Annotated in this window: 20 protein-coding genes; 8 read left to right on the forward strand and 12 right to left on the reverse strand. The window is 68.9% G+C overall.

What is annotated here, in order from left to right:
• Window positions 1-26: 26 nt before the first annotated feature.
• Window positions 27-1253, reverse strand: a complete 1227-nt coding sequence (locus ABCR94_RS03325; RefSeq protein ID WP_347117430.1) for an SGNH/GDSL hydrolase family protein — start codon at window positions 1251-1253, stop codon at window positions 27-29.
• A gap of 207 nt (window positions 1254-1460) precedes the next feature.
• On the opposite strand from ABCR94_RS03325, the gene ABCR94_RS03330 reads away from it, so the two are divergent.
• Window positions 1461-2594, forward strand: coding sequence for an acyl-CoA dehydrogenase family protein (locus ABCR94_RS03330; protein WP_347118441.1), 1134 nt, complete (start codon window positions 1461-1463; stop codon window positions 2592-2594).
• Between the two features lie 93 nt (window positions 2595-2687).
• On the opposite strand, the gene ABCR94_RS03335 is transcribed toward ABCR94_RS03330, so the two are convergent.
• From ABCR94_RS03335 to ABCR94_RS03345, 3 genes are all read right to left on the reverse strand, one after another.
• The gene (locus tag ABCR94_RS03335; protein WP_347117431.1) at window positions 2688-3032 is read right to left on the reverse strand and encodes a rhodanese-like domain-containing protein; all 345 of its coding nucleotides are present in this window, start codon (window positions 3030-3032) and stop codon (window positions 2688-2690) included.
• 86 nt (window positions 3033-3118) lie between these two features.
• Complete coding sequence (locus ABCR94_RS03340; protein WP_347117432.1) at window positions 3119-4114, reverse strand: J domain-containing protein; 996 nt, start codon at window positions 4112-4114, stop codon at window positions 3119-3121.
• 48 nt (window positions 4115-4162) lie between these two features.
• A complete protein-coding gene (locus tag ABCR94_RS03345) occupies window positions 4163-5602 on the reverse strand; it encodes a DUF2252 domain-containing protein (protein ID WP_347117433.1) in 1440 nt (479 codons plus the stop codon).
• 773 nt (window positions 5603-6375) lie between these two features.
• On the opposite strand from ABCR94_RS03345, the gene ABCR94_RS03350 reads away from it, so the two are divergent.
• From ABCR94_RS03350 to ABCR94_RS03375, 6 genes are all read left to right on the forward strand, one after another.
• Complete coding sequence (locus ABCR94_RS03350) at window positions 6376-7755, forward strand: IS1380 family transposase (RefSeq protein ID WP_347117434.1); 1380 nt, start codon at window positions 6376-6378, stop codon at window positions 7753-7755.
• A 323-nt stretch (window positions 7756-8078) separates the two neighbouring features.
• Window positions 8079-8570 carry a DUF4365 domain-containing protein gene (locus tag ABCR94_RS03355; protein ID WP_347117435.1) on the forward strand — a complete coding sequence of 164 codons (492 nt, stop codon included), beginning with the start codon at window positions 8079-8081 and terminating at the stop codon, window positions 8568-8570.
• A complete protein-coding gene (locus ABCR94_RS03360; protein ID WP_347117436.1) occupies window positions 8563-9798 on the forward strand; it encodes a hypothetical protein in 1236 nt (411 codons plus the stop codon). Before ABCR94_RS03355 ends, ABCR94_RS03360 begins: the two co-directional genes overlap by 8 nt.
• Before the next feature lie 301 nt (window positions 9799-10099).
• A complete protein-coding gene (locus ABCR94_RS03365) occupies window positions 10100-11032 on the forward strand; it encodes a CehA/McbA family metallohydrolase (RefSeq protein ID WP_347117438.1) in 933 nt (310 codons plus the stop codon).
• 49 nt (window positions 11033-11081) lie between these two features.
• The gene (locus ABCR94_RS03370; RefSeq protein WP_347117439.1) at window positions 11082-11648 is read left to right on the forward strand and encodes a hypothetical protein; all 567 of its coding nucleotides are present in this window, start codon (window positions 11082-11084) and stop codon (window positions 11646-11648) included.
• A 77-nt stretch (window positions 11649-11725) separates the two neighbouring features.
• On the forward strand, window positions 11726-14227 hold the full coding sequence (locus tag ABCR94_RS03375) for a hypothetical protein (RefSeq protein ID WP_347117440.1): 2502 nt from the start codon (window positions 11726-11728) through the stop codon (window positions 14225-14227).
• A 206-nt stretch (window positions 14228-14433) separates the two neighbouring features.
• On the opposite strand, the gene ABCR94_RS03380 is transcribed toward ABCR94_RS03375, so the two are convergent.
• The 8 genes from ABCR94_RS03380 to ABCR94_RS03415 are packed head-to-tail and all read right to left on the reverse strand — an operon-like array spanning window position 14434 to window position 23549.
• A complete protein-coding gene (locus ABCR94_RS03380) occupies window positions 14434-14943 on the reverse strand; it encodes a hypothetical protein (RefSeq protein WP_347117441.1) in 510 nt (169 codons plus the stop codon).
• Entirely contained in the window at window positions 14936-16654 is a 1719-nt protein-coding gene (locus ABCR94_RS03385) for a type IV secretory system conjugative DNA transfer family protein (protein ID WP_347117443.1), read from the reverse strand. Before ABCR94_RS03385 ends, ABCR94_RS03380 begins: the two co-directional genes overlap by 8 nt.
• Window positions 16654-18207 (reverse strand): putative type IV secretion/conjugal transfer ATPase, encoded by a 1554-nt coding sequence (locus ABCR94_RS03390; protein ID WP_347117444.1) that lies wholly within the window; start codon window positions 18205-18207, stop codon window positions 16654-16656. Before ABCR94_RS03390 ends, ABCR94_RS03385 begins: the two co-directional genes overlap by 1 nt.
• A complete protein-coding gene (locus ABCR94_RS03395; protein WP_347117445.1) occupies window positions 18207-19730 on the reverse strand; it encodes an SCO6880 family protein in 1524 nt (507 codons plus the stop codon). The genes ABCR94_RS03390 and ABCR94_RS03395 overlap by 1 nt, the downstream gene beginning before the upstream one ends.
• A 3-nt stretch (window positions 19731-19733) precedes the next feature.
• Window positions 19734-21623 carry a hypothetical protein gene (locus ABCR94_RS03400; protein ID WP_347117446.1) on the reverse strand — a complete coding sequence of 630 codons (1890 nt, stop codon included), beginning with the start codon at window positions 21621-21623 and terminating at the stop codon, window positions 19734-19736.
• Window positions 21613-22395 (reverse strand): hypothetical protein, encoded by a 783-nt coding sequence (locus ABCR94_RS03405; RefSeq protein WP_347117447.1) that lies wholly within the window; start codon window positions 22393-22395, stop codon window positions 21613-21615. Before ABCR94_RS03405 ends, ABCR94_RS03400 begins: the two co-directional genes overlap by 11 nt.
• Window positions 22392-22751, reverse strand: a complete 360-nt coding sequence (locus ABCR94_RS03410) for a hypothetical protein (protein ID WP_347117448.1) — start codon at window positions 22749-22751, stop codon at window positions 22392-22394. The genes ABCR94_RS03405 and ABCR94_RS03410 overlap by 4 nt, the downstream gene beginning before the upstream one ends.
• Window positions 22752-22766: 15 nt before the next feature.
• Entirely contained in the window at window positions 22767-23549 is a 783-nt protein-coding gene (locus tag ABCR94_RS03415) for a hypothetical protein (RefSeq protein WP_347117449.1), read from the reverse strand.
• 366 nt (window positions 23550-23915) lie between these two features.
• On the opposite strand from ABCR94_RS03415, the gene ABCR94_RS03420 reads away from it, so the two are divergent.
• Entirely contained in the window at window positions 23916-24968 is a 1053-nt protein-coding gene (locus tag ABCR94_RS03420; RefSeq protein WP_347117450.1) for a peptidoglycan DD-metalloendopeptidase family protein, read from the forward strand.
• The last annotated feature ends 22 nt before the right edge of the window (window positions 24969-24990 follow it).

Raw genomic sequence — 24990 nt, forward strand, 5'->3', positions numbered from 1 at the left:
ACCGCCACTGCGCTCTGCGTCCGGCCTCACGCGCGGTCGGCGTCGGCGAACGGGCCGCCGGAGCCGAAGGCCAGCGCGGCGAAGCGTTCGCCGATGCGGCGGTGTGTGGCGGCGTCCGGGTGGAGCTGGTCGGGCAGCGGCAGCTCGGCGAAGTCCGCCTCGCCGTAGAGGTCTCGGCCGTCGAGGTAGTGCAGGTGCGGGTCGTCGGCTGTCCGCTGCTTCACGAGACGGGCCAGCTCGTCCCGGATGACGTTGAGCGTCAGCTTCCCGACGGCCCGTTCCGCGGGGTCGCCCGCCGCCCTGAACTGCATCCTCCCGGCGCTGAGGTTGCTGAAGTCCGGAGCGCTGGGGCCGGGGGTGTCCTCGTGGATGGGGCACAGGACGGGCGAGACGACCAGGAGCGGGGTGGTGGGATGGCCCTCGCGAATGGTGTCGAGGAAGCCGTGCACCGCCGGGCCGAAGGCGCGCAGGCGCATCAGGTCGGTGTTGACCAGGTTGATGCCGATCTTGACGCTGATCAGGTCCGCGGGGGTGTCGCGCAGGGCTCGCGCGGTGAATGGGTCGAGCAGGGCGCTGCCGGCCAGGCCCAGATTGGTCAGCTCCACATCGCCGAGGGAGCCGGCCAGCGCGGGCCAGGTCGTGCTGGGGCTCGCGGCGTCGGAACCGTGGCTGATCGAACTGCCGTGGTGCAGCCACTTCCTGCGGTTCCCCTCCGGCAGCGGCTCGACGGGGGCATCGGTGCGCAGCTCGACCAGCTGGGTGATCTCGTTGTACGGCAGCCAGATCTCGACGTCCTTGACGCGGTCCGGAAGGCCGGAGAACCGGGCGGTGCCGACCGGGCCCGGCCGCATTTCGGCGGACCCGGTGGTCATGTCCACCATCAGGACGTTGCCGCCGCTCACACCGGCCTGCCCGGCCGGCCGTCCGTCGACAAACAGGTCGTACACGCCATCGGGGCGGGGTGGGGCGCCCTGGTACGCGTTCTTGGTGCGCAGAGCATCCAGCTCGACGGCGGTGGCCCGCGTGCGGAACACCAGCCGTACGCCCGACGGCTGGGCCTCCGCCATGGCCAGCTGCCCGTCGGCGCACTGCGCACGGGCTCGGGCGGGCAGTCGGTGCGGAAGCACCCCGTGCTCGGTGCGCTCCAGGTCCAGGGCGCCGCGCAGGAGGTCCATGCTGATGGGCGTGGTGATCCAGTCCGTCGCCGGGGCCGCCGTGGGGGCGCCGGGGACGTCGTCAGGCCGATCGTTCATCGTTGCAGTCTGCCGGTCGAATACGTGGTTCGCGCAATGATTTCCCGCCCACGGTCACGGGAGGCGAGGCCGGAGGGACCGCCGGAGGCCCGTTGCAGGACCCCTGAGGGCCCGGCTGCGCCCTGCCCCATTCCCTTCTGCTAGAACGTGTTCTATCTTGACGCTCCGTCAGATGTACGCGGTACCGGGGCGCGGGAGGGCATGAACGTGGATTTCACCTTCACCGAGGAGCAGCAGGCGGCCGTTGAGGCGGCGAAGGCGGTCTTCTCGGGCGTCGCGCCCGACGGCGTACCGAGCCCCGCGCTCACCGCGGGCGCGGTGGCCGAGGATCTCGACCGCCCGCTGTGGGCCAAGCTCGCCGATTCCGACCTGCTGAGCCTGGTGCTGGGCACGGAACACGGCGGAGCGGGCCTCGACCCCGTCGCGCTCTGCCTGGTCCTGCGCGAGTCCGCGAAGGTGCTTGCCCGCGTACCACTGCTGGAGACCAGCGCGGTCGCGATGGCCGTGGAGCGGTACGCCGAGGCTGAGTTGAGCGCCGAGCTCCTTCCCCCCGTCGGGCGCGGCGAGCTGGTGCTGACGGTCGGCGCCAACGGCCGCACCGGCCACGACCCCGCCGAACTGGCCGTCACCGCACGGCGCGAGGGCACCGACTGGGTGCTCGACGGCCTCCAGACCGGGGTGCCCTGGGCCCGTACCGCGGACCGTATCGCCGTGCCCGCGCACACCGGTGAGGGCCGCGCCGTGCTCGCCCTGGTCCCCCGCGGCCAGGACGGCCTCACCTTCGCCGACCAGGTATCCACCAGCGGCGAGAGCTTCGCGGAGGTCCACCTCGACAACGTACGGATCACCGGTCGGGAGGTGATCGACGCCGAGGGCGCCTGGGAGTGGCTGCGCGACCTGCTCACCACCGGCACCTGTGCGCTCGCGCTGGGCCTGGGCGAGCGTGTGCTGTCCATGACGAGCGAATACACCGGAAAGCGCGAGCAGTTCGGCTACCCGATCGCGACCTTCCAGGCCGTCGCCGTCCAGGCGGCCGACCGCTACATCGACCTGCGCGCCATGGAGGTCACCCTCTGGCAGGCGGCATGGCGGCTGACCTCGGGGGCGAGCGGCGCCCTGCCCGTGTCGGGCGACATCGCCGTGGCGAAGATCTGGGCCTCCGACGGCGTACGCCGCGTCGTACAGACCGCGCAGCACCTGCACGGCGGCTTCGGCGCGGACACCGACTACCCGCTGCACCGATTCCACGCGTGGGCCAAACAGATCGAGCTGTCGCTCGGCCCCGCGGCGGCGCACGAGGAGGCGTTGGGCGACCTGCTGGCCGCCCACCCCCTCGGCTGATTCAGCCCTGTCCCAGCGCCTCAAAGCCACAGGACCTCAAAAGCCACAGGACCTCAAAGCCGCGGGGCCGCAGAGTCCCAGGGCCTCCGCACCTCAGAGGACGAAGGCCGGGCCGCCGTTGTCGGTGACCATCGGGCGCCCGGCGCCGTCCCAGGCGAGCATTCCGCCCTCGATGTTCACCGCGTCGATGCCCTGCTGCACCAGGTACTGCGTGACCTGCGCGGAGCGGCCGCCGACCCGGCACATCACATGCACCCGCCGACCGTCCTCCACGGCTTCGGTCAGTTCACCGAAGCGGCCGACGAAGTCGCCCATCGGGATGTGCAGAGCGCCCTCGACGTGGCCGGCCGCCCACTCGTCGTTCTCCCGCACGTCCAGCACGAAGCCGTCGGACGGCACCTTCGCGGCGTCGACGGCGGGGAGCGGAGCGAAATTCATGGGTCATGCCTTCTCTCGTACGGACACGGAGTACACGGCGTACACGGCGATTCGTCCGGCACAGTCGCCCGTCCCGGCACCGCAACCTACTGCACCAGTTTCGCCAGGTCCTGCTCACGCTCGGAGACCTGCGCGAGCAACTGCTCGGCGATCTCCTCAAGCAGCCGGTCCGGGTCGTCGGGCGCCATCCGCAGCATCGCGCCGATGGCACTCTCCTCCAGCTCCTGTGCCATCAGGGACAGCAGCTCCTTGCGCCGCGAAAGCCACTCAAGCCGGGCGTAGAGCTCTTCGCTCTCGCTGGGCGGCTGCTCCGCGGGCACCGGTCCCGCGGCCCACTCCGCGGCGAGCTGCTTCAGCTGAGCCACGTCCCCGCGCCCGTAGGCGGCGTTGACCCGGGTGATGAACTCGTCCCGGCGTTCGCGCTCCGGCTCGTCCTGCGCCAGGTCCGGGTGCGCCTTGCGGGCCAGCTCGCGGTAGAGCTTGCGCGCCTCCTCGCTGGGCCTGACCCGCTTCGGCGGCTGCACGGCCTGGCCGGTGAGCATCGCCGAGGCCTCGGGCGAAAGGCCGTCCGAGTCCATCCAGTCGTGGAACAGCTCCTCGACGCCGGGCATCGGCATAACCAGCGCCCGCAGCTCGTCCGCCTTGCGCAGGTCCTCCGGATCGCCGGACAGGCCGGCCCTGGCCTCCGCGAGCTGCGCGTCCAGTTCGTCGAGGCGCGCGTACATGGGGCCGAGCTTCTCGTGGTGCAGCCGGGAGAAGTTCTCCACCTCGACCCGGAAGGTCTCCACCGCGATCTCGAACTCGATCAGCGCCTGCTCGGCGGCGCGCACGGCCTTCTCCAGCCGCGCCTCCGGCCGCTCCGCGCCACCGGCCTGCCCAGCCACCTGCTGACCGGCGCGCTCACCGGCCACCTGCTCACCGGCCGCCCGCGCACCGGGTTCCCCGTCGGCCTCCTCGCCGATGGCCTGCCCAGCGGTTTCCCGCCCAGCGGCCTGCTGTCCGGCGGCCCCCTGCTCGGCCGCCTGCCGGTCCTGTGCTTCGTCGTTTCGGGTCGTCGGCTCCCCGGGAGCTTCCTGCGTCACTCGTCCAGCGTACGGGCGCCCGGGGCCGCCGCCTTCACGCACCCGCCTTCACACTCCCGGCTCGGCGGCTATCCGTCCGTCCTTGACCGCGGCCACCAGATCGTCGTGATCCGCCTCGGTCCGGTCCGCGTATGTCACCGCGAAGGCCGCAACCGCCTCGTCGAGCTCCTCGTTCTTCCCGCAGTACCCGGCGAGCAGGCGGGGGTCCACGCTGTGCGCGTGGGCCCGAGCGAGGAGCGCGCCGGTCATCCGCCCGTAGTCGTCGATCTGGTCGGCCGCCAGCGCCGCCGGGTCCACGCTGCCCTTGCGGTTCCTGAACTGCCGTACCTGGAAAGGCAGGCCGTCCACCGCCGTCCAGCCCAGCAGGTTGTCACTGACCACCTGCATCCGCTTCTGCCCGAGCACCACCCGGCGCCCTTCGTGGCCAGCCTTGGGCACCGCGAACCCGGCCTTCGGCAGATACGGCGTCAACGCCGAGGCGCGCGCCTCCTTGACCTGGAGGATCAGCGCCTCGCCCAGGTGGTCGAGCAGCAGCACCACATACGACCGGGTCCCGACGCTGCCGGTGCCGACCACCCGGAACGCCACGTCCTGGATCGAGTACCGCGCGAGCAGCGGCAGCCGGTCCTCCGGAAGCGTCCTCAGATAGTCACCGAGCGACGCGGCCACCGCAGCCGCCTCCGCGTCCGGCACCCGCCGCAGCACCGGCGGCGCGGCCACGAAGCGCCGACCGCCGTCCGGGCCGTGCTCGGTCGCCTTGGCGGCGAAACGCGCACTGGTGTTGCTGCGGGCCTTCTTCGAGACCTGCTCCAGGGTGCCGACCAGGTCACGCGCGTCCGTGTGCGACACGAGCTTCTCGTCGGCGATGGCGTTCCACGCGTCCAGCACCGGCAGCCCGGCCAGCAGCCGCATCGTGCGCCGGTACGCGCCGACCATGTCGAACGCCGCCTGCCGGCAGACATCCTCGTCGGCCCCTGCCTGACGCCCCGCCAGCACCAGCGAGGTCGCGAGCCGCTTCACGTCCCACTCCCACGGACCGACCACCGTCTCGTCGAAGTCGTTCAGGTCGATGACCAGATCGCCGCGCACATCGCCGTACAGCCCGAAGTTCGCCGCGTGGGCGTCACCGCAGATCTGCGCCCCCACCCCGGTGACCGGCGTACCCACCAGGTCGTGCGCCATCAGCCCGGCCGCACCCCGGAGGAAAGCGAACGGGGAGGCGGTCATCCGCCCGATTCGGATCGGAGCCAGCTCGGGAACGCGGCCCCGGCTCGACTCCTCCACCGCCCGCACCGCGTCCGGGCGCTCGACCGCGAGGACCAGCGAATCGTGCGAGGCCCGTGGCACCCGCGCCCGCAGCGCCCGGCCCTCCGCCTTGGGCGACGTCGCACCCTCCGCGAGACGCCGGGCGAAGCCGGGCACCACGGGAATCCGCCCGCCCGCAACATCCACGCGCTGCTCGGGCACCGCCGTATCAAACTCAGCCATGGCGCGCCGCCTCCCCGCTCTCATCCCACACGGGCCACCGGCCACAGGGCCGGCAACATCAACTGCTCACGACCGTACCGCCGCCCGCCGACACCCGTCGCCCCCTGTGGACAACCCTGCGGCCAAGCCTGCGGCCAACCCTGTGGACAACTCCGTGGGGCCTATGCGGAGCTCTGTCCGGAATAGACCGCGCCACCGACCGGCAGACATATCTATGACTGGATCCTCGATGGCCCGTTTTCTCCCCAAATGACGCGATGGGGAAATGCCAATTTGCCCGATCAAGGTCTCCGCCAGGCCGAAGGTGTGTCTGCTTCGCGGGCCTGGGTCATCCGACATCAGGCACTGCTCGTGCACCCACCAGGTCTGACGAAACCTCAGCTGATCCGGGCAACGCAAAACGGGCCCCGGTGGGCGACTTTCGTCACCCGCCGAAACCCGTTTCGTCGGTTTCCCTGATGTGTGGGGCACCGACGAAATGCGCTGACCAGCAGCATAGCCATCACTTCCGCTGACCGATTCCCACGAACATTAAGATCATTTCCCACACTGCAGATCAGCCCCTCATCTCGGCCGACCTAGCTACCCGGCCGCCGAGCGATGACGCGGGCGGTTGACCTTCCCGATCCCGCTGTCAGTGCATAGCCTTAGCCTCGGGCTTTCGTGACGGGTGATGTCCAGTTGGTGACCGGGACAGCAGAAAGTGCTCCTGACCTGCAACGATAGGACTTACTGAGGGTCCTGTACGTGGCAAGGAAAGAAGCACTTCCCAGGTGAAGAAGAGTATCGGGTCCTATCCGCCTGTCCGTATCCAGGGCGGTGGCCGCTCGGTGGTCTCGCAGGCCGGATCGGTGCTGCTGGTCGAGACGGTCCGCAAGTCCGGGCTTGATCAGGCGATATCGACGGCCATGGCACCGTGGCGCAAGCCTCGGGCCGTGCACGATCCGGGCAAGGTCTTGCTGGATGTCGCGCTCGGAGTCGCTCTGGGCGGGGACTGCCTCGCCGATGTCGCCATGCTGCGGGCGGAGCCCGACGTGTTCGGCCCGGTGGCATCCGACCCCACAGTCTCCCGGCTCATCGACACCCTCGCCGCGGCCGGCCCGAAGTCCCTCACCGCGATCCGGTCGGCGCGGGCCCAAGTACGCTCGCACGTCTGGGAACTGGCCGGGGCACAAGGTCCGGCCGCCGACGGCCAGGTGATCGTGGACATCGACGGCGTGCTGGTCCTTGCGCACTCCGAGAAGCAGGACGCCACCGCGACCTGGAAGAAGACCTTCGGTCATCACCCGCTCGTCGCGTTCGTCGACCACGGCCAGGCCGGTTCCGGCGAGCCGGTGGCCGCGCTGCTTCGGCCCGGCAACGCGGGTTCCAACACCGCGAGCGATCACATCACCACCACGGGTATGGCTCTCGCCCAACTGCCCAAAGCCCTGCGGCGCGGGCGCCGGACGCTGATCCGTACCGACTCCGCCGGTGGCACCCATGCCTTCCTCGACTGGCTCTCCAAGCCGGGCCGGTGGCTGTCGTATTCCGTCGGAATGACCATCACCGACGCCATCCATCAGGCGGTGCTGAAGATCCCGAAGAAGGCGTGGACGCCGGCCTACGACGCGGGCGGCACCGAGCGGCCCGGTGCCTGGGTCGCGGAGATCACCGACATGCCCGACCTGAGCACGTGGCCGAAGGGAATGCGGCTGGTCGTCCGCAAGGAACGGCCACACCCCGGTGCCCAGTTGCGCTTCACCGACCTCGACGGACTGCGGCTGACGTGCTTCGCGACCAACACCAAGGGAGGCCAGCTCGCCGACCTGGAACTGCGTCACCGCAGACGGGCCCGCTGCGAGGACCGCATACGAAACGCCCGCGACACCGGCCTGCGCAACCTGCCCCTCCACGACAGCGCGCAGAACCGGATCTGGCTGGAGATCGTCTCCCTCGCACTTGACCTCCTCGCCTGGATGCCCATGCTCGCCCTGACCGGCGACACCCGCCGCTGGGAACCCAAACGCCTTCGCCTGCGGCTGTTCTCAACCGCCGCACGACTCGTCACCACCGGCCGCCGCCGCTGGCTCCGCCTGCCCGCCCGATGGCCCTGGACCAGCGTCCTCACTCAGGCGATCGACCGGCTCCAGGCCCTGCCGAACCCCGGCTGACCAGCCACTTCAACCACCCCAACAACCCTCACCACCACCCCGGGAAAGTGGAACCCGGCGCCCACCCGACGCGAGAGCCGGGCCCTCAACCTGCCACACCACCGGAAAACCGTCACTCCACAAAAGCAGAGCCCCCGTCAGCAGACCGACGAGGACTCATGAACGATCGAGGTTAGCGTACAAAACGGTGATCTCCATGTTCAGTCGGCGGCTGGGGTCGTATCGTGCGCACCCTCGACGCATGATGGGGGAGGTCGTCCGTGGCGGAGGCCGTGAGGCGGGGAAGAACACAACCGGTGGCTGCCCCCACCTTCACGTCCTGCATGGAGCAACTCCAGGAGGGCTACGTGCAAAGCGTCGCCGCGACCGCTGGTTGTCTCTTCATCAAGCAGGAACGCGACATGTTCGGCATGGACGCCATGCTGGTCCGCCCCTCTACCACCCCCGTGGCGGAGGAAAGCAGCTTCTACGTTCAGCTCAAGAGCACGACGATGATCGCGCCCGAGAGGGCAGCACAGGACTTCGGCTACCGCTTCAACAAGCGGATTTACATGGACCGCCTTGCGGCCCCGCGCCGGTCGATCAAGGCGGTCCTGATCGTTATGGCTGTCCCACCGGGGCAAGCCGACTGGACGCGTGTCGAGCACTCCCACCTCACTGTTAGGCAAGCGTGCTACTGGATCTGCCTGGAGGGGTATCCGGTCCCTGAGGTAGAGAAGCCCTCGGCGAAGATCCCGACCGCCAACCTTTTTGACGCCGAAGCACTGACTGCCATCATGGGGAAGATCGAGAGGGGTGAGCCACTCCATGACTGACCTCGCATCGACCGAACTGGACTTGTGGCGCGTAGACCCCGAGCGGCTCACTTCCCTTCTCATCGAGGCGGGATGGCACATCGTTGGGCGGCGCTCCGGCATTTACAACAGGCTGGCGCCCCCAGGTGAGGTCGACGGACGACTGGGCTCCTTTGTCGTCCCATTGGATCGCGAAGCTCCAGAGTTTATCGAACTCATGCAGAACGTCATGCGCCAGGCGAGTTCACCCACCTATAAGAGCCTGTGGGCCAGGGCCATCGCGCCGCGGCTCTTCACAGAACCCACCGATGAGTTCAGGTTTCGCAAGGAGTCCGCAGCTCCGAGTGGCTTGATTTCCTGGCGTGACGGAGAACGTCTCATTTCCTCCGCGCGAAAGACGCTGGTAGCGGGCGCAAAGTCCCACATGGCACCTGACCGTCATTTCGGCAACAAGCACGGACAGTTCGCAAACCGGTATTTGGATGCGGTCATGATGGGCCAGACTGAGCCAGGTGGCTACATTGTAAAGGCGTTTGCACCTTCGGCTTCGACCGTCCCCCTTCGCAGGACCAGCGATCCAGTTCTGGATGTCGGTAGCGCGGCCGGCGCCTCCTCCCGCGACGTGAGCCAGTCCGTTGTGAGGGCCCTGGGAGCCACGGTAGAGGCAATTCAGCACTACAGAACCAGTGGATCATTCGCCGGATTCGACGAAGGCGTGCGCTACGGCGTGTCATATGAAATGGCCAGGGCAATCCTAGGTATCACCGAGAACTCAGATGGATCCGACATCACGGTCGAGTGGGACCTGTCCGGCCCCGGGAACGCGGAAGAATCTTATTCCCGTTACGAATTTTCGGGCGGGGACACTCCAATCTTGGAAAAAGCTGCACACCGACTGGCAGCCGCAGCAGAATCCAGTTCCATTTCTGTGGTCGGTCGAGTCCACCTGTTGGCACGCAAAGAAGTCGGAAGCCCCGGCGTATTTGGCGTAGAGAACCTGAAGGGAAACCAACCGAAGAAAGTTCGCGTGAGACTGGCGGACGAAGAGGAGTATCACGAAGCCATTCGCGCATACGACGAGAATCTGGCTGTACAAGTGAGTGGGAATCTAGAGAGAGAGGGAAACCTTCACTGGCTGTACAACGCCCATCTCGTGCGCACCGTCGGGCACCTCGATAGTTTCGCGGCTGCAGGCCGACCTGCATCGGGGGAGCTACGCGGGCAGATCAGCCTGGACGATCTGGACTGATCCATTTCAAACTGTGCGGCAGAGCGGTCAGGCCGGGCACAGCGAGCCATCCACCCCTACATCCCGACCGAAGGCGACGACTCCGTCGGCGCCTTCACCGATTGGTGCCGAACCAACCGCCCGACGCCACAGCATGCCTGCCAACACAGCTGGACCACGGCGCCCTCAGCCCGCGCCGGGTGGGCGTACGTGACCACGCTGGAGTGACGACAGCGGTGACGTTAGCGCGTCTGCCGACTTCCTCTGACGTCACCAGCCGTGATCCACTCTGCACGAATCCGAGCAACATGACCAACGGAAGATGCACGTGATCGATCTACCCTTTAATCAGCCCGGTCGTTTCTGGCGGGGCAACCTGCACACCCATTCCGACCAGTCCGACGGAGCGCTGTCCCACGAAGAGACAGCGCGCCATTACCGGGAGGCCGGATACGACTTCCTGGCCGTCACCGATCACTTTCGGGCAGAGTACGGATTCCCTCTGACGGATACCCGGTCGCAGCGCACCCCCGTATTCACCACGCTGCTGGGGGCCGAGCTGCATGCCCCGCGAACCGAGGCCGGGCCGAAGTGGCACATCGTCGCCGTGGGACTGCCCCTTGGCTTCCCGCCCCCAGGGCCTGACGAAAGCGGACCGCAGTTGGCACGCCGAGCGCGAGCCGCGGGCGCGTTCATTGGCATGGCCCACCCGGCGGCGTCGCTGCTCACTGCTGCCGATGCCGAAAGCCTGGATGCGGCCCACGCAGTTGAGGTCTACAACGCGCTGTCGGCACGCGAGGACCGGGGTGACAGCTGGCATCTGGCCGACGTCCTACTCAACCGAGGACACCGACTGAATGCCTACGCAGCCGATGACGCGCACTTCCAGCCCCAGGACCCGCCGGGCTGCGTGGCCTGGGTCCAGGTACGCGCCGAATCCCTCGATCCGGAGGAGCTCCTGTCTTCTCTCAAGGCGGGCCACTACTACTCAAGCACCGGTCCCGAACTGCTTGACATCCAGATCGACGAAGGCTTGATCATGGTGCGGTCTTCACCCGTACGCAAGGTGCTGATCACCGGAGGGGCCCCGGGTGCGCAGGTGATCCAGGGGGAGGCGCTGACGCAGTGTTCCCTGCCGGTGGCGATGTTCGCTCAGGGGTATTGCCGGGTGACTGTCGAGGACGCCAACGGAGGACGTGCCTGGAGCAACCCGATCCACCTGGGACCGCATTCCGCTGTCTCTACCGAGGCATAACTGTGATCATGAATCATACGCAGTCGAACTCGACGAAGGAGACTTTGCCATGCTCTGGCCCGCACTCCGCGCGATCTCCCATGGAGGGCTGACACCCGATCAGTTGCATTGGCTGCTCGGCATGTTCCAACTCCAAGAGACCCCCCGCACTCAGGGGCCCGGGGCAGCGAAGAGCATCGCGCACCGGTCCTTCACAGACCAGTCGGGCACCCGCCTCATTTTGGACCTCGCCCGCACCGGCGAAGCCGGCTGGGTCTTCACTCTTTTCTACCCGGGGCAACGGCCCCCGGCCGATACCGTCGAAGACCACCGAGCCCTCTTCCGTGACGCCATCGACCGGCTCAGCCTCACGCTGGTGGAGATCACCCCCGCCGCCACCGCCGACGAGGTCCTCATCCTCCCCTCAGCACCGCCGGGAACCCCCCAATCCGCCATCGGTGCGCACTGGGATCAGGAGTACGAGGACCTGGACCAAGTGTGGCCCCACGTCGGCCTGCGCAAGGACGCCCCCCGGGAGGTGAAGGAGGTCAAGCTGCGTGAACTGATGCGCACCCCGGCCTGGCCCTTTGCTCCTGCAGCCCTCCGTCGCCAGGCCGAGGACTTCCTCAGCGACTGACCCAGCCACTGAAATCGGTTCCAGCGGGGCAGCGACCGACCACATACAGAGCAGTGAACAAGCAGAGGGGGACTGCAATGAGCGAGCATCCGACCAACGAAGCAGACGGCGCAAAGGATCGGACCACCGCTGCGCCAGCGCTCCTGCCCCTGGGTTCGCAGGAGCGGCTCGATCACCTGCGGATCGGCGAGGCGCTGCTGACCGACGACGGCCGTATCACCGAGACACCTCAGGCCAAGACCATCGCGATCCAAGCCATCGCCCAGCGGTTGCGGTCTTCTACGCCCGAACTGGTCCTCGCGTCGATGGGTGTGGTCGTCGGCACGGAGATGGCGGACCGTCTGGGCGACAGCCGCTATGTGCTGGCTGTGCACCACGAGCTGTACCCCTCGATGGGGGCCGACGTCCTCCACAACGACGAGCTCGACCCGGCGAATCCCAAACATGCCCAGGACAGGGTGGTGCGCATGGACGACCCGCAAGCGGACACCCTGGTGCGCCTGATTGCGGTGAGCGAGCTGATGGGGTCGTGGTCCTACGGATCCAATAACAATGTGCGGGTTCTGGCGTTGCAGGAGGCCACCCGGGAGGAGTTCGGCCTCAGTGAGGTGCTCGAGTGGCGGATGGACCCGAAGACGCGCTTCGCCGTCGATCTTGAACTCGACTACAACCGCGACGCGTTGCGCGAGTTTCTGCGCACCCAGTATCAGATGACCCAGGAGGTGCTCGCCGCACGCGGCATCACCGAAGTGATCTCCTATCGGGCGCTGAGCTGGCAGGAGGGATCCGGGCAGCCTGACTGGGCGGACCTGAGCGTGGGCGACACCGTCGAGGGACCCCAGCGGCCACTGGCGAGCTGGTCGGCGGACCGCCAGATCGTCTCAGACTGGTTGGAGCAGCGTGGCGGAAGCGGCATGATCTTGGCCGATCGCAAGCCCGCACAGGACATATTTTCCATCCCCACGACTGGTATGGGTTATCTCGCGCAAAAGGAATGGGTCACGCTGCCTGGAGTCGGCCGGGCTTTGGTGGACGGCGTCTTCTCCAGCCCAGTCCAAGCATCTGCGGAGCAGACCGCAGCCAGCAGTGTTTCCCTCGGTGCCCCCGCTCTGGGCAATGTCGTGGATGAGCTGGCCGGAGCGCCTGAGGCAGCCCTCCAGGATGCCGACGACCGGTGGCAGCCCTTTCCGATCGTGGACAGAATCGATCCGTCCGACCCGTTCGATCTCCAGATCATGCGGATCCTCGACGGCGACGAGGATGCCCCGGACTGGTGGCCCCGGGACGACTCCGGTTACGCCGTCACCCGACGCGACCTCGAATTCCTCGGGATCGACCCGGTACAGATCAAGTGGATGCTCACAGGCGAGGCGCCCATGGGCATGACGCCAGCGCTCTACCAGCAGTTCGGCGCGGAGATGCTCTCAGCGCTGGAGCGTGAGGGCATTGACCCTTCCCAGGTGGACATCCGCCTCAAGGGGACCAGTGCCAGCTTTTTCTCCGGGAACCACAAAACCCTGCCGCGTGAGGAGGAGTTGGTCGGCCAGCCGCTGGCAGTGCAACGTTTGGGGGAGTGGTTTGGTGATAGCCAGGGCCGTCCGCTGCGCCGCCCCTACGACGCCATGTGGCGCCTGGGTCTTGAAGCGGGCCCCAGTGACTTTGACCTCGACATCAACAGCACCGCCATAGTGCGGGAGGCCCGCACGTACTGGCGGGCCAACCAGTCCGACCGGTACCCGGGCGATTTCATGGGCGGCCACGGGTACCTGGACAAGCAGACGGTGCTGAGCACTTTACCGGCGCTGGCCGAGTGGGCGAGCAGGTGGGAAGAGAAGCTGGGTAGGCCGTTGTCTCTGGGCGTCTTCGAGTCCAGCGGGCCGTTCGACGCGACCGTGCTCGGGCGTGGCCTCTCCTCCCATTTTCAGCCCACCGACTGGATCGTCCACCGGCCTGACACTTCCCCGCCCCGCTCTGCACAGGTGGAGGCAGCCTCGCCTCGATCGACGGCGAGTCAAGACGAGGGCGGTCGAGCGTGGACAGAGACGGAAAGCGCCGACTTCCTACGGACGCAAGGGGTGCTGCGTAGCGGGATGTCCGCGGAGCAAGCACGGAAGCTGGACCAGGCTTCGGCAAGGTTGTTTCCTCTGTCGTTGCTGTCCGACAGCGAACTCGGCGCCCGACTCCATCAGGTGGGCAGGGCCCTGGATGCCGCACAGCAGACCGCTCCCCCCTCTGGATCCGCAGGCCAGGATCTCGTCCAAGTGCTGCGTGAGAAGGGCGCACCGCCCGAGCTCGTCGAACGGGCCGCGCGCTCGGTGCAGGAGGATCAGCAACTGGCCAGTCTTGACGTCGGCAGGGCAACAACCCGGGCGCGGACGCTGGCGGCCCAGCAACAGGCCACAGCTCGGGAGATCGAGAGACGAAGCGGTCTCACGCCGCAGGACCGGCTGGCCGAGCAGGCAGGCCGCCAGAGGCTGCAAGCGGTGAGGCGTGCCCAGCAGCAACCAGAACAAGTCCCCGACACCCCGCGAGTCCAGCGGCCCCAGCAACAGCCCCCGAGCCGTAGGCAGTCGTTGTAGGCCTCCGCCCACATACTGGTTGACCCTCTTGTGTTCGATGGGGACAACCAGCATGCCGCTGTGCTTGTGGACCGACGGGCGCGGGGAATGGTCGAGTGCTCCCGCCCTTGGGCGCGGCCGAGGTGCGCCGCCCCGTGAAACCGTCTGTACGTGCTGTTGCGTTCCAACCCCAGAAGGGACGTGTGGGAGTACCGAAGGTCAGGGGGTCACAGCAGCGGGTCGACTTCTTCGGTCGGGCGGCGGAGCTCTGCCTCAGCTGGGTGGCGTGCCGCAGTGGTGGTCGCCTCTGAGGTGAGCAGGTGGAACTCAAAGTCGTGCTCAGCACCGGGAGGCGGCGGGGCATGCGTTGGCGGCGCCTGGTGCAGTCCGGTGGCGCAGGCAGGCAGCTTCAAGTGTGGCACCAGTACGTGCAGCGTATTGATCCAGTCCGCTTCGGCAAGGCCCCGTCCGGGGACCTGTTCGTCGGCGTACGTGCGGACCCAGCCGACGTATAGCGCAGTCAGGTGCTCGACGACGGGCGGGTGGAGGTACCAGCACGCCGGGATCTGGTTGTGCAGTTCGAAAGTGCGGCGCAGCCAGTCGACCCACAAGGCCAGCTCGCGCATTCGCTCCCGGCGTTCGGGTGGTTCCATGGCCGCCCACACCCAGCGGCGGGGCTCGGACTTGGCAGCAGCGGGGGCGGTCCACAGGGCCGCAGGGTCGTCCAGATCATCCACGGCCGGCTCTTTCCACAGCGGGCTCGGCAGGCTTGTCCAGGCTGACCAGCGGGGCGGCGAGCAGCTTCTTGAGGTCTTTGTCGCGGAAGGTCAGCCGCATCTTCACCTTGATGGGCGGGAGGTTGGAGTACTGGGCGATCGCGGTGAAGTCGGGGAGCTGCTGCAGGGAGTGGACCGGGGCGAGGTCGGTCTCGGTGAGCGAGGTGTTGGTGGAGGCCTCGCCGCGCGAGCGGCCGTGCGAGGTGCGCTGGGTCTCGGTGCGCCCGTACAGGCCGGAAAAGTAGCGCAGGGTCTCCAGGTCGCCGCAGCCGGGCAGCAGCATCCGCAGTCCGCTCGCGGACAGCACGGTGTTGGCCTTCTGGGTACCGAGCCGGTCGCGGAGCTGGGAGAGGTCGTGCCAGACGGTCAGCACGTCGATGCCCATGCCGCGGCCGGTGGTCAAGATGTTGGGCAGCCGCGGGTAGCGCAGCATGTTGCCGGCCTCGTCGACGAGCACGCCCAGCGAGGGATTGAGCGGTTTGCCGGTGGTGTTGTAGCGGACTTCGGCGCCGTGAATGATCGACGCGATGATGGAAGTCAGCAGCGGGGCGAAGCGCTCGGCGTCCGCCTCGGAGGCGATCAGGCAGACGGTGCCGTTCTTCTCCAGCAGCTCTTCGACCGTGAAGTCGGTGCCCGAGCAGGTCTCGCGGACCTCTTCGTCCGCGTAGACGCGGGCCAGCACATTTAGGCTGAACTGGATCGATCCGATGCCGTCTTCGTGCAGCCGCAGCCACGGGGAGGCGTAGTCGTCGGCGACTTCCGTGTACCCGTGCTGCAGCAGCACGGCGCGTACGTGGTCGACGGCGTCTTTGCCCAGGCCCAGCCAGCGGCGCATGGCGGGGACGCCGCCGTCGGAGAGGTTGGCGGCCAGCAGGACGCCTTTGAGGACGCTTTTGGCCTGGTCGACCCAGGGGGCGGCGCGCTTGTCGTCGCCGGAGGAGGATGCCTCGGCCATCCAGGCGGCCATGCGGTCGGCGGCCTTGGCGTCGGTGCAGTAGTCCACCGGGGACCACTTGTTGGTGCTCCGGCCCGGGATGCCGGCCGGGGCAAGGACCCAGACCGGGCCCAGGAGACGGCGGCGGGCGTAGATGATGTCCAGGTCGGCGGCCTTGGTGGTGGTGATGACCAGCGGGCCCTGCCATTCGGCGGCGTTGGGCAGGACCAGGCCGGTGGTTTTGCTGCTGCCGGGCACCCCGAAGACGGTCGCGCTGATGTTGGGCTGGGCGGCGACGATTTTCTTGGTGCGCAGGCCGCGTCCGGCGGTGAGCCGGTTGGGCCGCTGGGCCGGGTCCTGCGGGGCGGCGAGTTTGCGCTCGACTTTCGCCCCGCCCCACTGCGCCCCGCCGGTGCTGCCGCCGCCGAGGTTCAGGGCGCTGACGACCTTGACGACCAGGGCCAGGAAGGCCAGCACCAGCAGGACGAGTAGCAGGTAGAACAGCCAGTCGGGCGGGGCCGGGGTGAACACCGCATCCGGGCCGCGCACGATCGCCAGGAGCACGGTCTGCGGGACGCTCTCGCTGCTGTGCGCCCAGCCGCGGCCGGACAGCAGCGCGGCGAGCGGCCCGGCCAGCAGGGCTGCTGCGCCGACCGCGGCGGCCAGGCCCGCTCCGTAGGCGGCCAGCATGGTGTTGTCGTCCAGCCCGGCGGCCCCCGGTCCGCTGCGCTCGGCCATCACATCGCCATCTTCTCGTCGGTCTCGAAGAGCTCTTCCTCGGTGTGGCTCAAGACGAGCTGCACGGCGTGCGAGCCGCCGTTGCTGCCCACTTTCCACAGGCCGCGGCCGCGTTGCCCGGCGCCCCAGGAGCCGATCAGGTCGCACTCGGCATCGGTCAGGCCGATCGCCTCACGGGTGATCTGCAGCGGGCGGGTGTCCTGGGCGAGCTGGATGCGCGTCTCGCACGAGGAGATGAGGTCCTTGGCGATGGCCACCGCCTCGGAGCCGGCCGCGCCGACCGACTCGAAGTCCGACAGCCGGTGGGTGGCCAGGACCTGGATGGTGCCCGTGGCGCGGCTCAGCCGCAGGTCGGCGTCGATTTTCTTGACCATAGCCGCGCCGCCGGAGCGCATCTGGCGCCACAACTCGTCGCGCACCACCAGCCATGGCCGGGTACCGGGCCGGTCGATGGCGGCCTGCGCCCAGCTGCTGACGCACGACAGGGTCATCGCGACGGTCTCGTCCCCGTACTGCTCCAGGGCGCTGATGTCGACGGACTGGATGGGGGCGTCCCAGTCGAGACCGATGCTCGTCTCCTGGTCGAACAGACCACCCAGGTGGCCGTTGACCATCGCGCCGAGCGCGGAGCGGATGGAGACCATCTGCTCGCGTGCCAGCTGCACTTCCCCGCCGCGCACCCGCAGCTCGCGGGCCATCGTCTCGGTGGGGTCGCGCAGCTTGTCGTAGACCAGCGGCAGCGTGGGCACCGCGAGGCGGCTCTGTCCGTACAGCTCGCCGGTGACCTCACGCACCGCCACATCGAGGGCCTCACCCTCCTGCGGCTCCAACGGGCGCCGCAACTGCAGCTCCAGCAGCGCCCGCAGCAGCGTCATGCGGCGGCGGTGGATCTCCTGCAGCCGCGACTTGAGCTCGGCGGAGTCCTTCAAGAGCTCCAGCCCCACCCCCAGCGGCCCGGAGTCCAACGGGTTGAGGCGGCCGGGCAGACCCGGGCCCAGCCGCACCGGCTCGACTCCCAGGTGCCGGCACAGCTGCGCGTACTCGCCCTTCACGTCCCCGGCGATCAGCGTGCGGTGGCCGAAGGCCATCATCCGAAACGCGAGCGCCTTGATGTGCGCGCTCTTCCCCGACCCGGGAATCCCGGTGATCATCACGTTCGGATTGGTGCACAGCCCCTCGCTCACCCAGACCGCCGGGTGCGCGCTGAACGCCTCGGTGGTCAGCGTGTTCTGACCGATGTACGCGCCGATCGGCGGCAAGGACGCGGCGTGCAGGAACGGGTAGGCGCCGGCTGCGTTCGCGGTGTCGGAGCGCACCACGTCGACCCTCGGCAGGGAGGCAGCGCGTCCGGCGAACGGATGCGCCCACCCCCTGCGCGGGGCGATGCGCATCACGGTCTCGGGGTCTTCCAGCAGCCGCGCCCGGCGCTGCTCGCGTGCGCTGAGCCCCGCAGGTCCGGCCACGGAACGGGGGCCGATGCCGGCGGCCTCGCCGATGCCAGCGGCCTCCAGCAGGGTGTCGCCGCTGTTGCGCCGGCCGGTGAGCAGCCCCATCAGAACCCCATCCTTCGGTCCGGCAGGCCCTGGCCCAGCGGCAGGGCGCTGGCGGCGAAGCCGACGTCCTGCGCGCCCCACATGCGGCGCAGCTCCAGCCCGGCTGCGGCCGCATCCGCCTGCAGTTCGGCGCAGGCGGTCTCCAGCTCGTCGAACTCCGTGACGGTGACGGCCAGCAGCGCGGTCATGCGCACCACACCCTGGCCGGCGGCCCGGGCGGCGTCCTGGGAGCGAGCGAGCGTGGCCTCGCGGCGCTCGTCCTCGCTCTCGTCCTGGCCGGACTTGGCCCGCAGGTGCCGGGCGGAGGACCGCTTGGCCTTCTCGCGGGCGAGCTCCTGGCGGGCCCGGCGGGGCCCGATGGGCTCGTAGACCAGGCTCATGGACCGCCGGGCGTTTTGACGCGGCCTCAGCAGGGGCTGCAGGAACGTCGCGTAGGCCTGCGACTGCGGCCAGGTCCGCACCTGGTAGGAGACCGTCCAGGCACCGTCGTGCTGGTAGGTGCCCCAACCCGCCTCGGCCGCCGCGGGGCCAGCCATCTCCGGGCTGACCCCAGCCTCAAGGCCCTGCCAGCCCGGGGCCTCGGCGGACGCGTTGCGGGTGGCGAGGGTCATCTGGGATTCAGGGTCGTAGGCGGTGCGCACGGTCTGGGCGACCTTGCGCGGCGAGAGCCACTCGACGACCTGCAGGCTCGCCGTGCTCAGGGCCCCGTGCATGGCGTGCAGTTCGCGCACCAACACGGCGGCCGCACCGACCTGCCCGCCGCCGGCGCCCTTGATGGCGAGCCGTGCGCGGCCAGCCGAGAGCGTCACGGCCAGGTAGGTCTCGCGGGAGGTGGCGGCGGGCCCGGCGCTCTCCATCACTTCGGACAGGGCGGTCACCGCGGCCGCCGGGGCGTCGGCGGTGATGTGCTGCGCGGTCCAGGACCGCAGGGCGGCGCCGTCGTCGGGCAGGCACCGCTGGTGTACGCCGATGCGCACGACCGGGGAGTCCTCGGTGCAGTACGACCGCAGCAGAGCCGACCAGGCGGCGACCCGTGCGGTCTGCTTGTCGGTGTCCACCAGGGCCAGGCCCGGGAAGGCGATGCGGGCCACGGCCGTGTAGGTGCCGGCGACCGGGTCGTGGACCACACCGAGCCGGCCGCCCAGGCCGTCGGGTGCCTCAAGGATCCGCAGCCGGGCCAGCACCCCAGGCAGGTCCATGGGCTGTTGGCCGGTCTTGGACGAGCGCGGGGCGAATGCCCCGGAGAGGAAAGTGTTGCGCTTGAGGGCCACGGCGATCTGATGCCTAACTGCGAGAGCGATCCATTCATCGGCGCTCAGCCCCAGCACCCGGCCGAAGGCGAGCAGGAGCAGCACCGCTGCGACCGGCGCACACACCAGGGCGGCGGTCCAGCTGGCCATGTTGATGGGGACGAGCGCGGTCACGGACGCGGCGGCGACCAGCGCGAAACCGGGGCCGGACAGCCGGCCGATGAAGCCGGACTTCTCCGACTGCCAGCCGCTGTAGGTGACGGGTTGGGACATGGGCTATCCCTCCTTCGGGGGGCTGGGCAGCGGGGACGGCGGGGTTTCCACCGGGGCCCCGGACGGCGCCGGGGCCGTGGCCGATGCGGGCGCGGGGGCAGGCGCGGTGTCGTTTTCGGGGGGCGCCTGCGAGGAGCCGCTGCCGCGCGGGGGGATGACGACATGGCGCCCGCCGCCCGCGCCGTGGTCGAGCCCGGCATGCGCGGCAGTGTTGGCCATCCCGGATTCCAGAGTGTCCTTGCCGGCCGCCAGCACCTGCAGCGGCAACGCGATGGACCCGCCCTTGGAGCCGAAGCTCTTGCCGCCGGCCTTGGCCGCCTTGGAGGAGGCGCCGGAGGCGTTGAACGTCGAGCCGCCCGGGGCGTTCGAGCCGCTGCCCGCGGTCTGGGCGGCGTCCTGCTCGAGCGCACGGGTGTAGCCGCTGCCGCCGCCGACCGCACCGGCCCCGCCCATCTCCGGGCGGTAACCGCCGCTCATCGACCCGGCGGAGGAGCCGATCGAGCTCATCACGCCGGAGGCGATCGAGCTGCCACCGCCGACGGTGGAGAACGTCATGAACTTCGCCAGGACAGGCCAGGCGAAGCAGGCCAGGATGAAGATGACCAGGCCGACGAACATGTTCTGGGCGCCCTTGCCCTGAGACATCGCCCCGAACCCGATCGCGAACGCGACCACGATCATCGGCTTCATCAAGATCAAGGCGATCAGCGCGTTGCGAGCCTTGGGCCACCATTCCTGAGTGGCGTCCGACATCTGTCCGGCCAGCACGACCGGCATCGTCGCCACCAGGATCATGATTCCGGCCTGGCGCAGCAGCACCTCGATCCACAGGCAGCCGATCGCCAGGATGCACACGATGCCGATGACGATGATGACGCCGACCGCGGCGGCCGCCACGCTCTCGCCGGTGATGAGCGCGCCGCCGATGACCGCGCCGCCCCCTCCCCCGGTGATCAGACCGCCGAACAGGGTGCCGAGCTGCTCCTGCATCGCCGCGGTGGCATCGGCCTCGCCCGAGCCGCCGCCCTTGAAGGTGTAGTTGATGATCCAGGTGGAGACGGCGTCGGACCACCCCAGGGCAGTCTGGGTCGCCACCACGTACACCGAGGAGATGACGGCCCATTTGGCCAGGCCGATCACGGCGGTGGCGGCGGGCTCGCCCTTCTGACTGATCCCGACCTTCGCGAACTGCACCAGCAGCAGGAACGTGGCGAGCACGAGCGAGAGCGTGGTCATGATGCCGGTGATCGACCCGATGCCGGTCTTCTGCAGATCGATGGTGGAGCTCTTGTTGAAGACCTCCGCGAACCGCTCCAGCAGCCACACCACGGACTCGCCGATATAGCTGGCGGCCTCCTTCAGCGCGTCCGCGGCCAGTTCGGAGAACTGCTTGGCGACCCAGCCCGCCGGGCCCTTGTCGGGAAGCGGGTGTTTGTCCTTCCCCGCGCGCAGGCAGTCCTCGAAGGGCTCACCGCGCTCGATACAGGCGGTGATGTACTTGTTGACCTTCTCGAAGTTCTCCGCCTTCGTATCGGTGATCCGCTGCCACTTCTCCAAGCGGCGCTTCTCGAACTTCTTGCGGTCGGCGGCCGAGCACTCCGGATCGACGTTCCCATCCGCCCCCTGACACTTGCCGGTGGTGCCGGGCTGCTCCCCGAGCCTCATTTTGCATCCGTTGCCCTTCTCGACCAGGCAGTACTTGCCGCCCGGGGTGAGGCCGACGGTGTCGTGCTCCCACTCCTTGGGTTCGGGGTCGGGAGGGCCGACATCGGCGATCGGACCGTCGACCGCATAGGCGACCGGCGCCGCGGCGCCGCTGAACCCAGCGCAGAACAGCAGGACCAGCAGCAGACACAGGGCGCGCGCGGGCCGTGCGGCGCGGTCAGTCCGCATGGCGCACCTGCCACCAGCCGTCCTGCCAGGCGTACGGCGAGTCACGGTCGTAGGCGACAGGGAAGGTGCGCTTCTTCCAGTACATCGGCTCGTTGGTGATTTTCCAGCCGCCGGCCTGCCACTTGAGGACCAGGTCGGTTGTGTCCCCCTTGATGGGGTCGTCGTTCGGGGTGCCGTCGGGGCCAGCCGCGTAACGGTCGAAGGACATCCAGACCTGGACGACGTCGCCGTCGGGGGTCAGGGAGCGGCCGCGGATGGCTTCGACCGTGGTGGTGATGGTCAGTTCGGCGGGCATGGGCCCGGACGGCGGCAGGTTGGCGGCCTCGCGCAGACTGCGTACCTGGGAGATCCGCTCATCGATGTAGCCCGTGGCGTCCGGGGAGGTGATGACTTCCAGCTGCTGGCGGGCCTTCTCGTCATCGAGCCAGGCGTATTCCTCCTGGTAGTGCACGGCCGCAGACATCGCCCCGATGGCGTCGTGCGGGAATCCGGTCGGCGCCCCGCCCTTTTGCCCGGTGGGTGACTTGAGCGTCACCTTCTTGCCCTGCTCGGGCGTGACCTTGCTCCCGCTGGGCTTACCGGGGGAACTGGACGCGGACGGCTTGGCAGATGCCGAGGGCTTCGCGCTGCTCGGAGCATTCTCTTCGTCCAGGAGGGCCATGGCGGTAATACCCCCTGCGGCCAGAGCCCCTACGACCAATACGCCGATTCCGGCGAGGTACAGCTTGGCCCGTAGAGCCTTGCGGTCGTGGCCCTGTGCCCCGCGCCTCACGCGTTCGTCAGGTTGTAGAAGGTCAGCACGAGGGACGCCGTCACGCCGATGCCGCCCGCCCCGATCAGGCTCCACAGCACGCCCTGCTTGCCGCGGGCGGCAAGCTGAGCGCGCTCGGTGTTGTGGCCGACGGCCACCAGGGCCCAGCCGACCAGGCCGCCGAGGACCGCGCCCGCCAATCCCAGGCCGGCCGCCCACGCCAGAATCTGCTGGACGGGGGTCTTCACATCGGCGGGCAGCGCCGGGGTGAAGCCCGGGACGATCTCGCCGCCCTTCTTCGGGTCGTCATCGGCGGCCAGCACCTGCCAGTGCGGATCGCCGACCAGGGTGTTCAGGGTGTCCAGGAACTGACTCATGGGTGACTTACCTCGTCAAAGGGCAGGAACGGCAGCGGAAAGGGGAGCAGGGCAAGGCGCGTCGGGCAGCGTCTGTCCCCAGGCGGCGAAGGCCGCAGCCAGGACGGCGGACGCGAGCTGGGCAGCGGCCTGGCGGGTACGCGGGCGCAGCCGGGCCGGTTCGCGCAGCCCGTGGGCCCGAATGTGCGGGTCGTGCGGGAGGTGCACCACCGCGGCGGTACGGGGGGTGAGCATCGTCGCCCCGGCCCGCACCACCGCGGGCAGCCGGCCGTCGGTCGTGGCGACGAGGACCGCCACTGCGCGGTGCAGCGGCAGGCCCTCGGCGTTGAGGGCCATCACGGCCTGCTGCAGCGCCTGGATGCCGCTGGAGGTCGCGGCCGCGCACAGCACCGGGATCGCGTACGGCAGATCGCACCAGCCGCGAGTCTGGCTGGTACGGCCCGCGCAGCGGGAATCGAGCACGTCATGGGCGACAGGGTGGGTGGTGTCGGCGATGACGACCTGCCAGCCGCCGATGGCCGCCAACTGGTACCAGGCGGCCGGATCACTCACCAGAGGCAGCGGCGGGCTGTGCCAGTCGCGCCCGTCGGTAAGCACCTGCCAGCCGGGGCCGGCCGCAGGTCTTTGCAGCGCAGCGGCCTGCTGCACCTGGGTACGGGTCAGTGCCTGGTCGGCGGGCAACGCGGCCAGTCCGCCCGCTTCTTGGCCCGCGGTCCACGACGGCCACGGCGATGACAGCCGCGGGCCGGTGTCCACCACGACGGTGCGCCCGGCGGCCGCCAGACCGGTGGCCAGCATGCTTGCCACCGTGGAGCGACCGCTGCCCCCGGTTGCTGCCATGACCGGCAGCACCAGACGGGCCCCCTGCGGCAAAACCGGCGGCGAAGAATCCCTCTTTTTCCCCACCATTCCCCCCACAACAACGCCCCGAAAATTCGCGAGCGCAAATTAGTGGCACCTCGATGGTCACGTGTGAGGTGCGGTCGAACACTACACTCCCCAAGGGGACGTAAGGGAAGTAGTTATCCAACCGTCCCACTGGTAAGCCGTGATGGCATAGTGTCACGTACGATCACACACTTTTCGCCCCTCCTGTCCTGACGTAACGGACCGGGGGGTCTGCTTCGGGGGAGCAAAGAAAGTGCGCGTCAGGAGGGGGGCGGCGTGAGCGTCAAGCGCGGAATGGCGCTGGTCGCGGCCGGGTTGGTGATGACACCTGTCGCGTTCGGCTTCGGCATCGTGATGCTGGTCGCCGCGGTCGAGGATGAGGACGAGCCGGGAAACATACCTGTGCCCGTCGCGGGCTCGCTGCGGATCGGCAAGGGCGGAGTACCCGCCCAGTACGCCCAGTTGATCATGGATGCGGCGGCCGCCTGCGACCAGGGTCTGCCGCCCTCGATCCTGGCCGCACAGATCAAGCAGGAATCCGGCTTCAACCCCACCGCGCAGTCCAAGGACGCCAACGGCAACCCGATCGCCAGCGGCATCAGCCAGTTCATCCCCGGCACCTGGGCCACCGAGGGGATCGACGGCAACAAGGACGGCAACAAAGACGTCTGGGATCCCGAAGACGCCATCCCCTCGCAGGGCAGCATGATGTGCAAGCTGCTCAAGACCGCGAAGAAGCACCCCGGCTACCGGGGCAGCCCGGTCGAACTGGCCCTGGCCGGATACAACGCGGGCTGGGGACGCGTGGACGAGTACCGCGGCGTGCCGCCGGCCAGATTCGCCCAAGGGCAGACGTACAACTACGTAAAGATCATCATGGCGACCTCCGCCAGCCTGGCCGCCCCGGCCGACGATGCCGCCTCCGGCGACTGGGCCGCCCCGGTCGGCGGGCCGGCCAGCACCCCCTACCGCCAGCCGGGCAGCTCTTGGTCCAGCGGCTATCACACGGGCATCGACTTCGTCGTGCCCGTCGGCACCTCCGTACGCGCCGTGGGCCCGGGCACCGTCGTCACCGCCGGGCCGGGCGGCGCGTACGGCAACCAGGTCGTCATCCGCCACAAGGACGGCAAGTACAGCCAGTACGCCCACCTGTCCTCGGTGGCCGTCAGAGCCGGACAGAACCTCCAAGGACCCACCCGCATCGGACTGTCGGGCAACACCGGCAACTCCACCGGTCCGCACCTGCACTTCGAAATCCGCAACAGCCCCGCCTACGGTTCCGACATCAGCCCCATCCCCTACCTGCGCCGGCAGGGCGTGAGGATCTGACCCCGCCCTGCGGCCCCACCGC

The organism is Streptomyces changchenzhani (genome assembly GCF_039766235.1).
In the GTDB taxonomy this organism is placed as follows: Bacteria; Actinomycetota; Actinomycetes; order Streptomycetales; family Streptomycetaceae; genus Streptomyces.

What these genes read in the sequence shown, in the direction of transcription:
- ABCR94_RS03325 (WP_347117430.1), bottom strand. Translation starts at nt 1,253, where the DNA reads ATGAACGATCGGCCTGACGACGTCCCCGGCGCCCCCACGGCGGCCCCG.
- ABCR94_RS03335 (WP_347117431.1), bottom strand. Translation starts at nt 3,032, where the DNA reads ATGAATTTCGCTCCGCTCCCCGCCGTCGACGCCGCGAAGGTGCCGTCC.
- ABCR94_RS03345 (WP_347117433.1), bottom strand. Translation starts at nt 5,602, where the DNA reads ATGGCTGAGTTTGATACGGCGGTGCCCGAGCAGCGCGTGGATGTTGCG.
- ABCR94_RS03355 (WP_347117435.1), top strand. Translation starts at nt 8,079, where the DNA reads ATGGAGCAACTCCAGGAGGGCTACGTGCAAAGCGTCGCCGCGACCGCT.
- ABCR94_RS03360 (WP_347117436.1), top strand. Translation starts at nt 8,563, where the DNA reads ATGACTGACCTCGCATCGACCGAACTGGACTTGTGGCGCGTAGACCCC.
- ABCR94_RS03365 (WP_347117438.1), top strand. Translation starts at nt 10,100, where the DNA reads ATGCACGTGATCGATCTACCCTTTAATCAGCCCGGTCGTTTCTGGCGG.
- ABCR94_RS03370 (WP_347117439.1), top strand. Translation starts at nt 11,082, where the DNA reads ATGCTCTGGCCCGCACTCCGCGCGATCTCCCATGGAGGGCTGACACCC.
- ABCR94_RS03375 (WP_347117440.1), top strand. Translation starts at nt 11,726, where the DNA reads ATGAGCGAGCATCCGACCAACGAAGCAGACGGCGCAAAGGATCGGACC.
- ABCR94_RS03385 (WP_347117443.1), bottom strand. Translation starts at nt 16,654, where the DNA reads ATGGCCGAGCGCAGCGGACCGGGGGCCGCCGGGCTGGACGACAACACC.
- ABCR94_RS03390 (WP_347117444.1), bottom strand. Translation starts at nt 18,207, where the DNA reads ATGGGGCTGCTCACCGGCCGGCGCAACAGCGGCGACACCCTGCTGGAG.
- ABCR94_RS03395 (WP_347117445.1), bottom strand. Translation starts at nt 19,730, where the DNA reads ATGTCCCAACCCGTCACCTACAGCGGCTGGCAGTCGGAGAAGTCCGGC.
- ABCR94_RS03400 (WP_347117446.1), bottom strand. Translation starts at nt 21,623, where the DNA reads ATGCGGACTGACCGCGCCGCACGGCCCGCGCGCGCCCTGTGTCTGCTG.
- ABCR94_RS03410 (WP_347117448.1), bottom strand. Translation starts at nt 22,751, where the DNA reads ATGAGTCAGTTCCTGGACACCCTGAACACCCTGGTCGGCGATCCGCAC.
- ABCR94_RS03415 (WP_347117449.1), bottom strand. Translation starts at nt 23,549, where the DNA reads ATGCTGGCCACCGGTCTGGCGGCCGCCGGGCGCACCGTCGTGGTGGAC.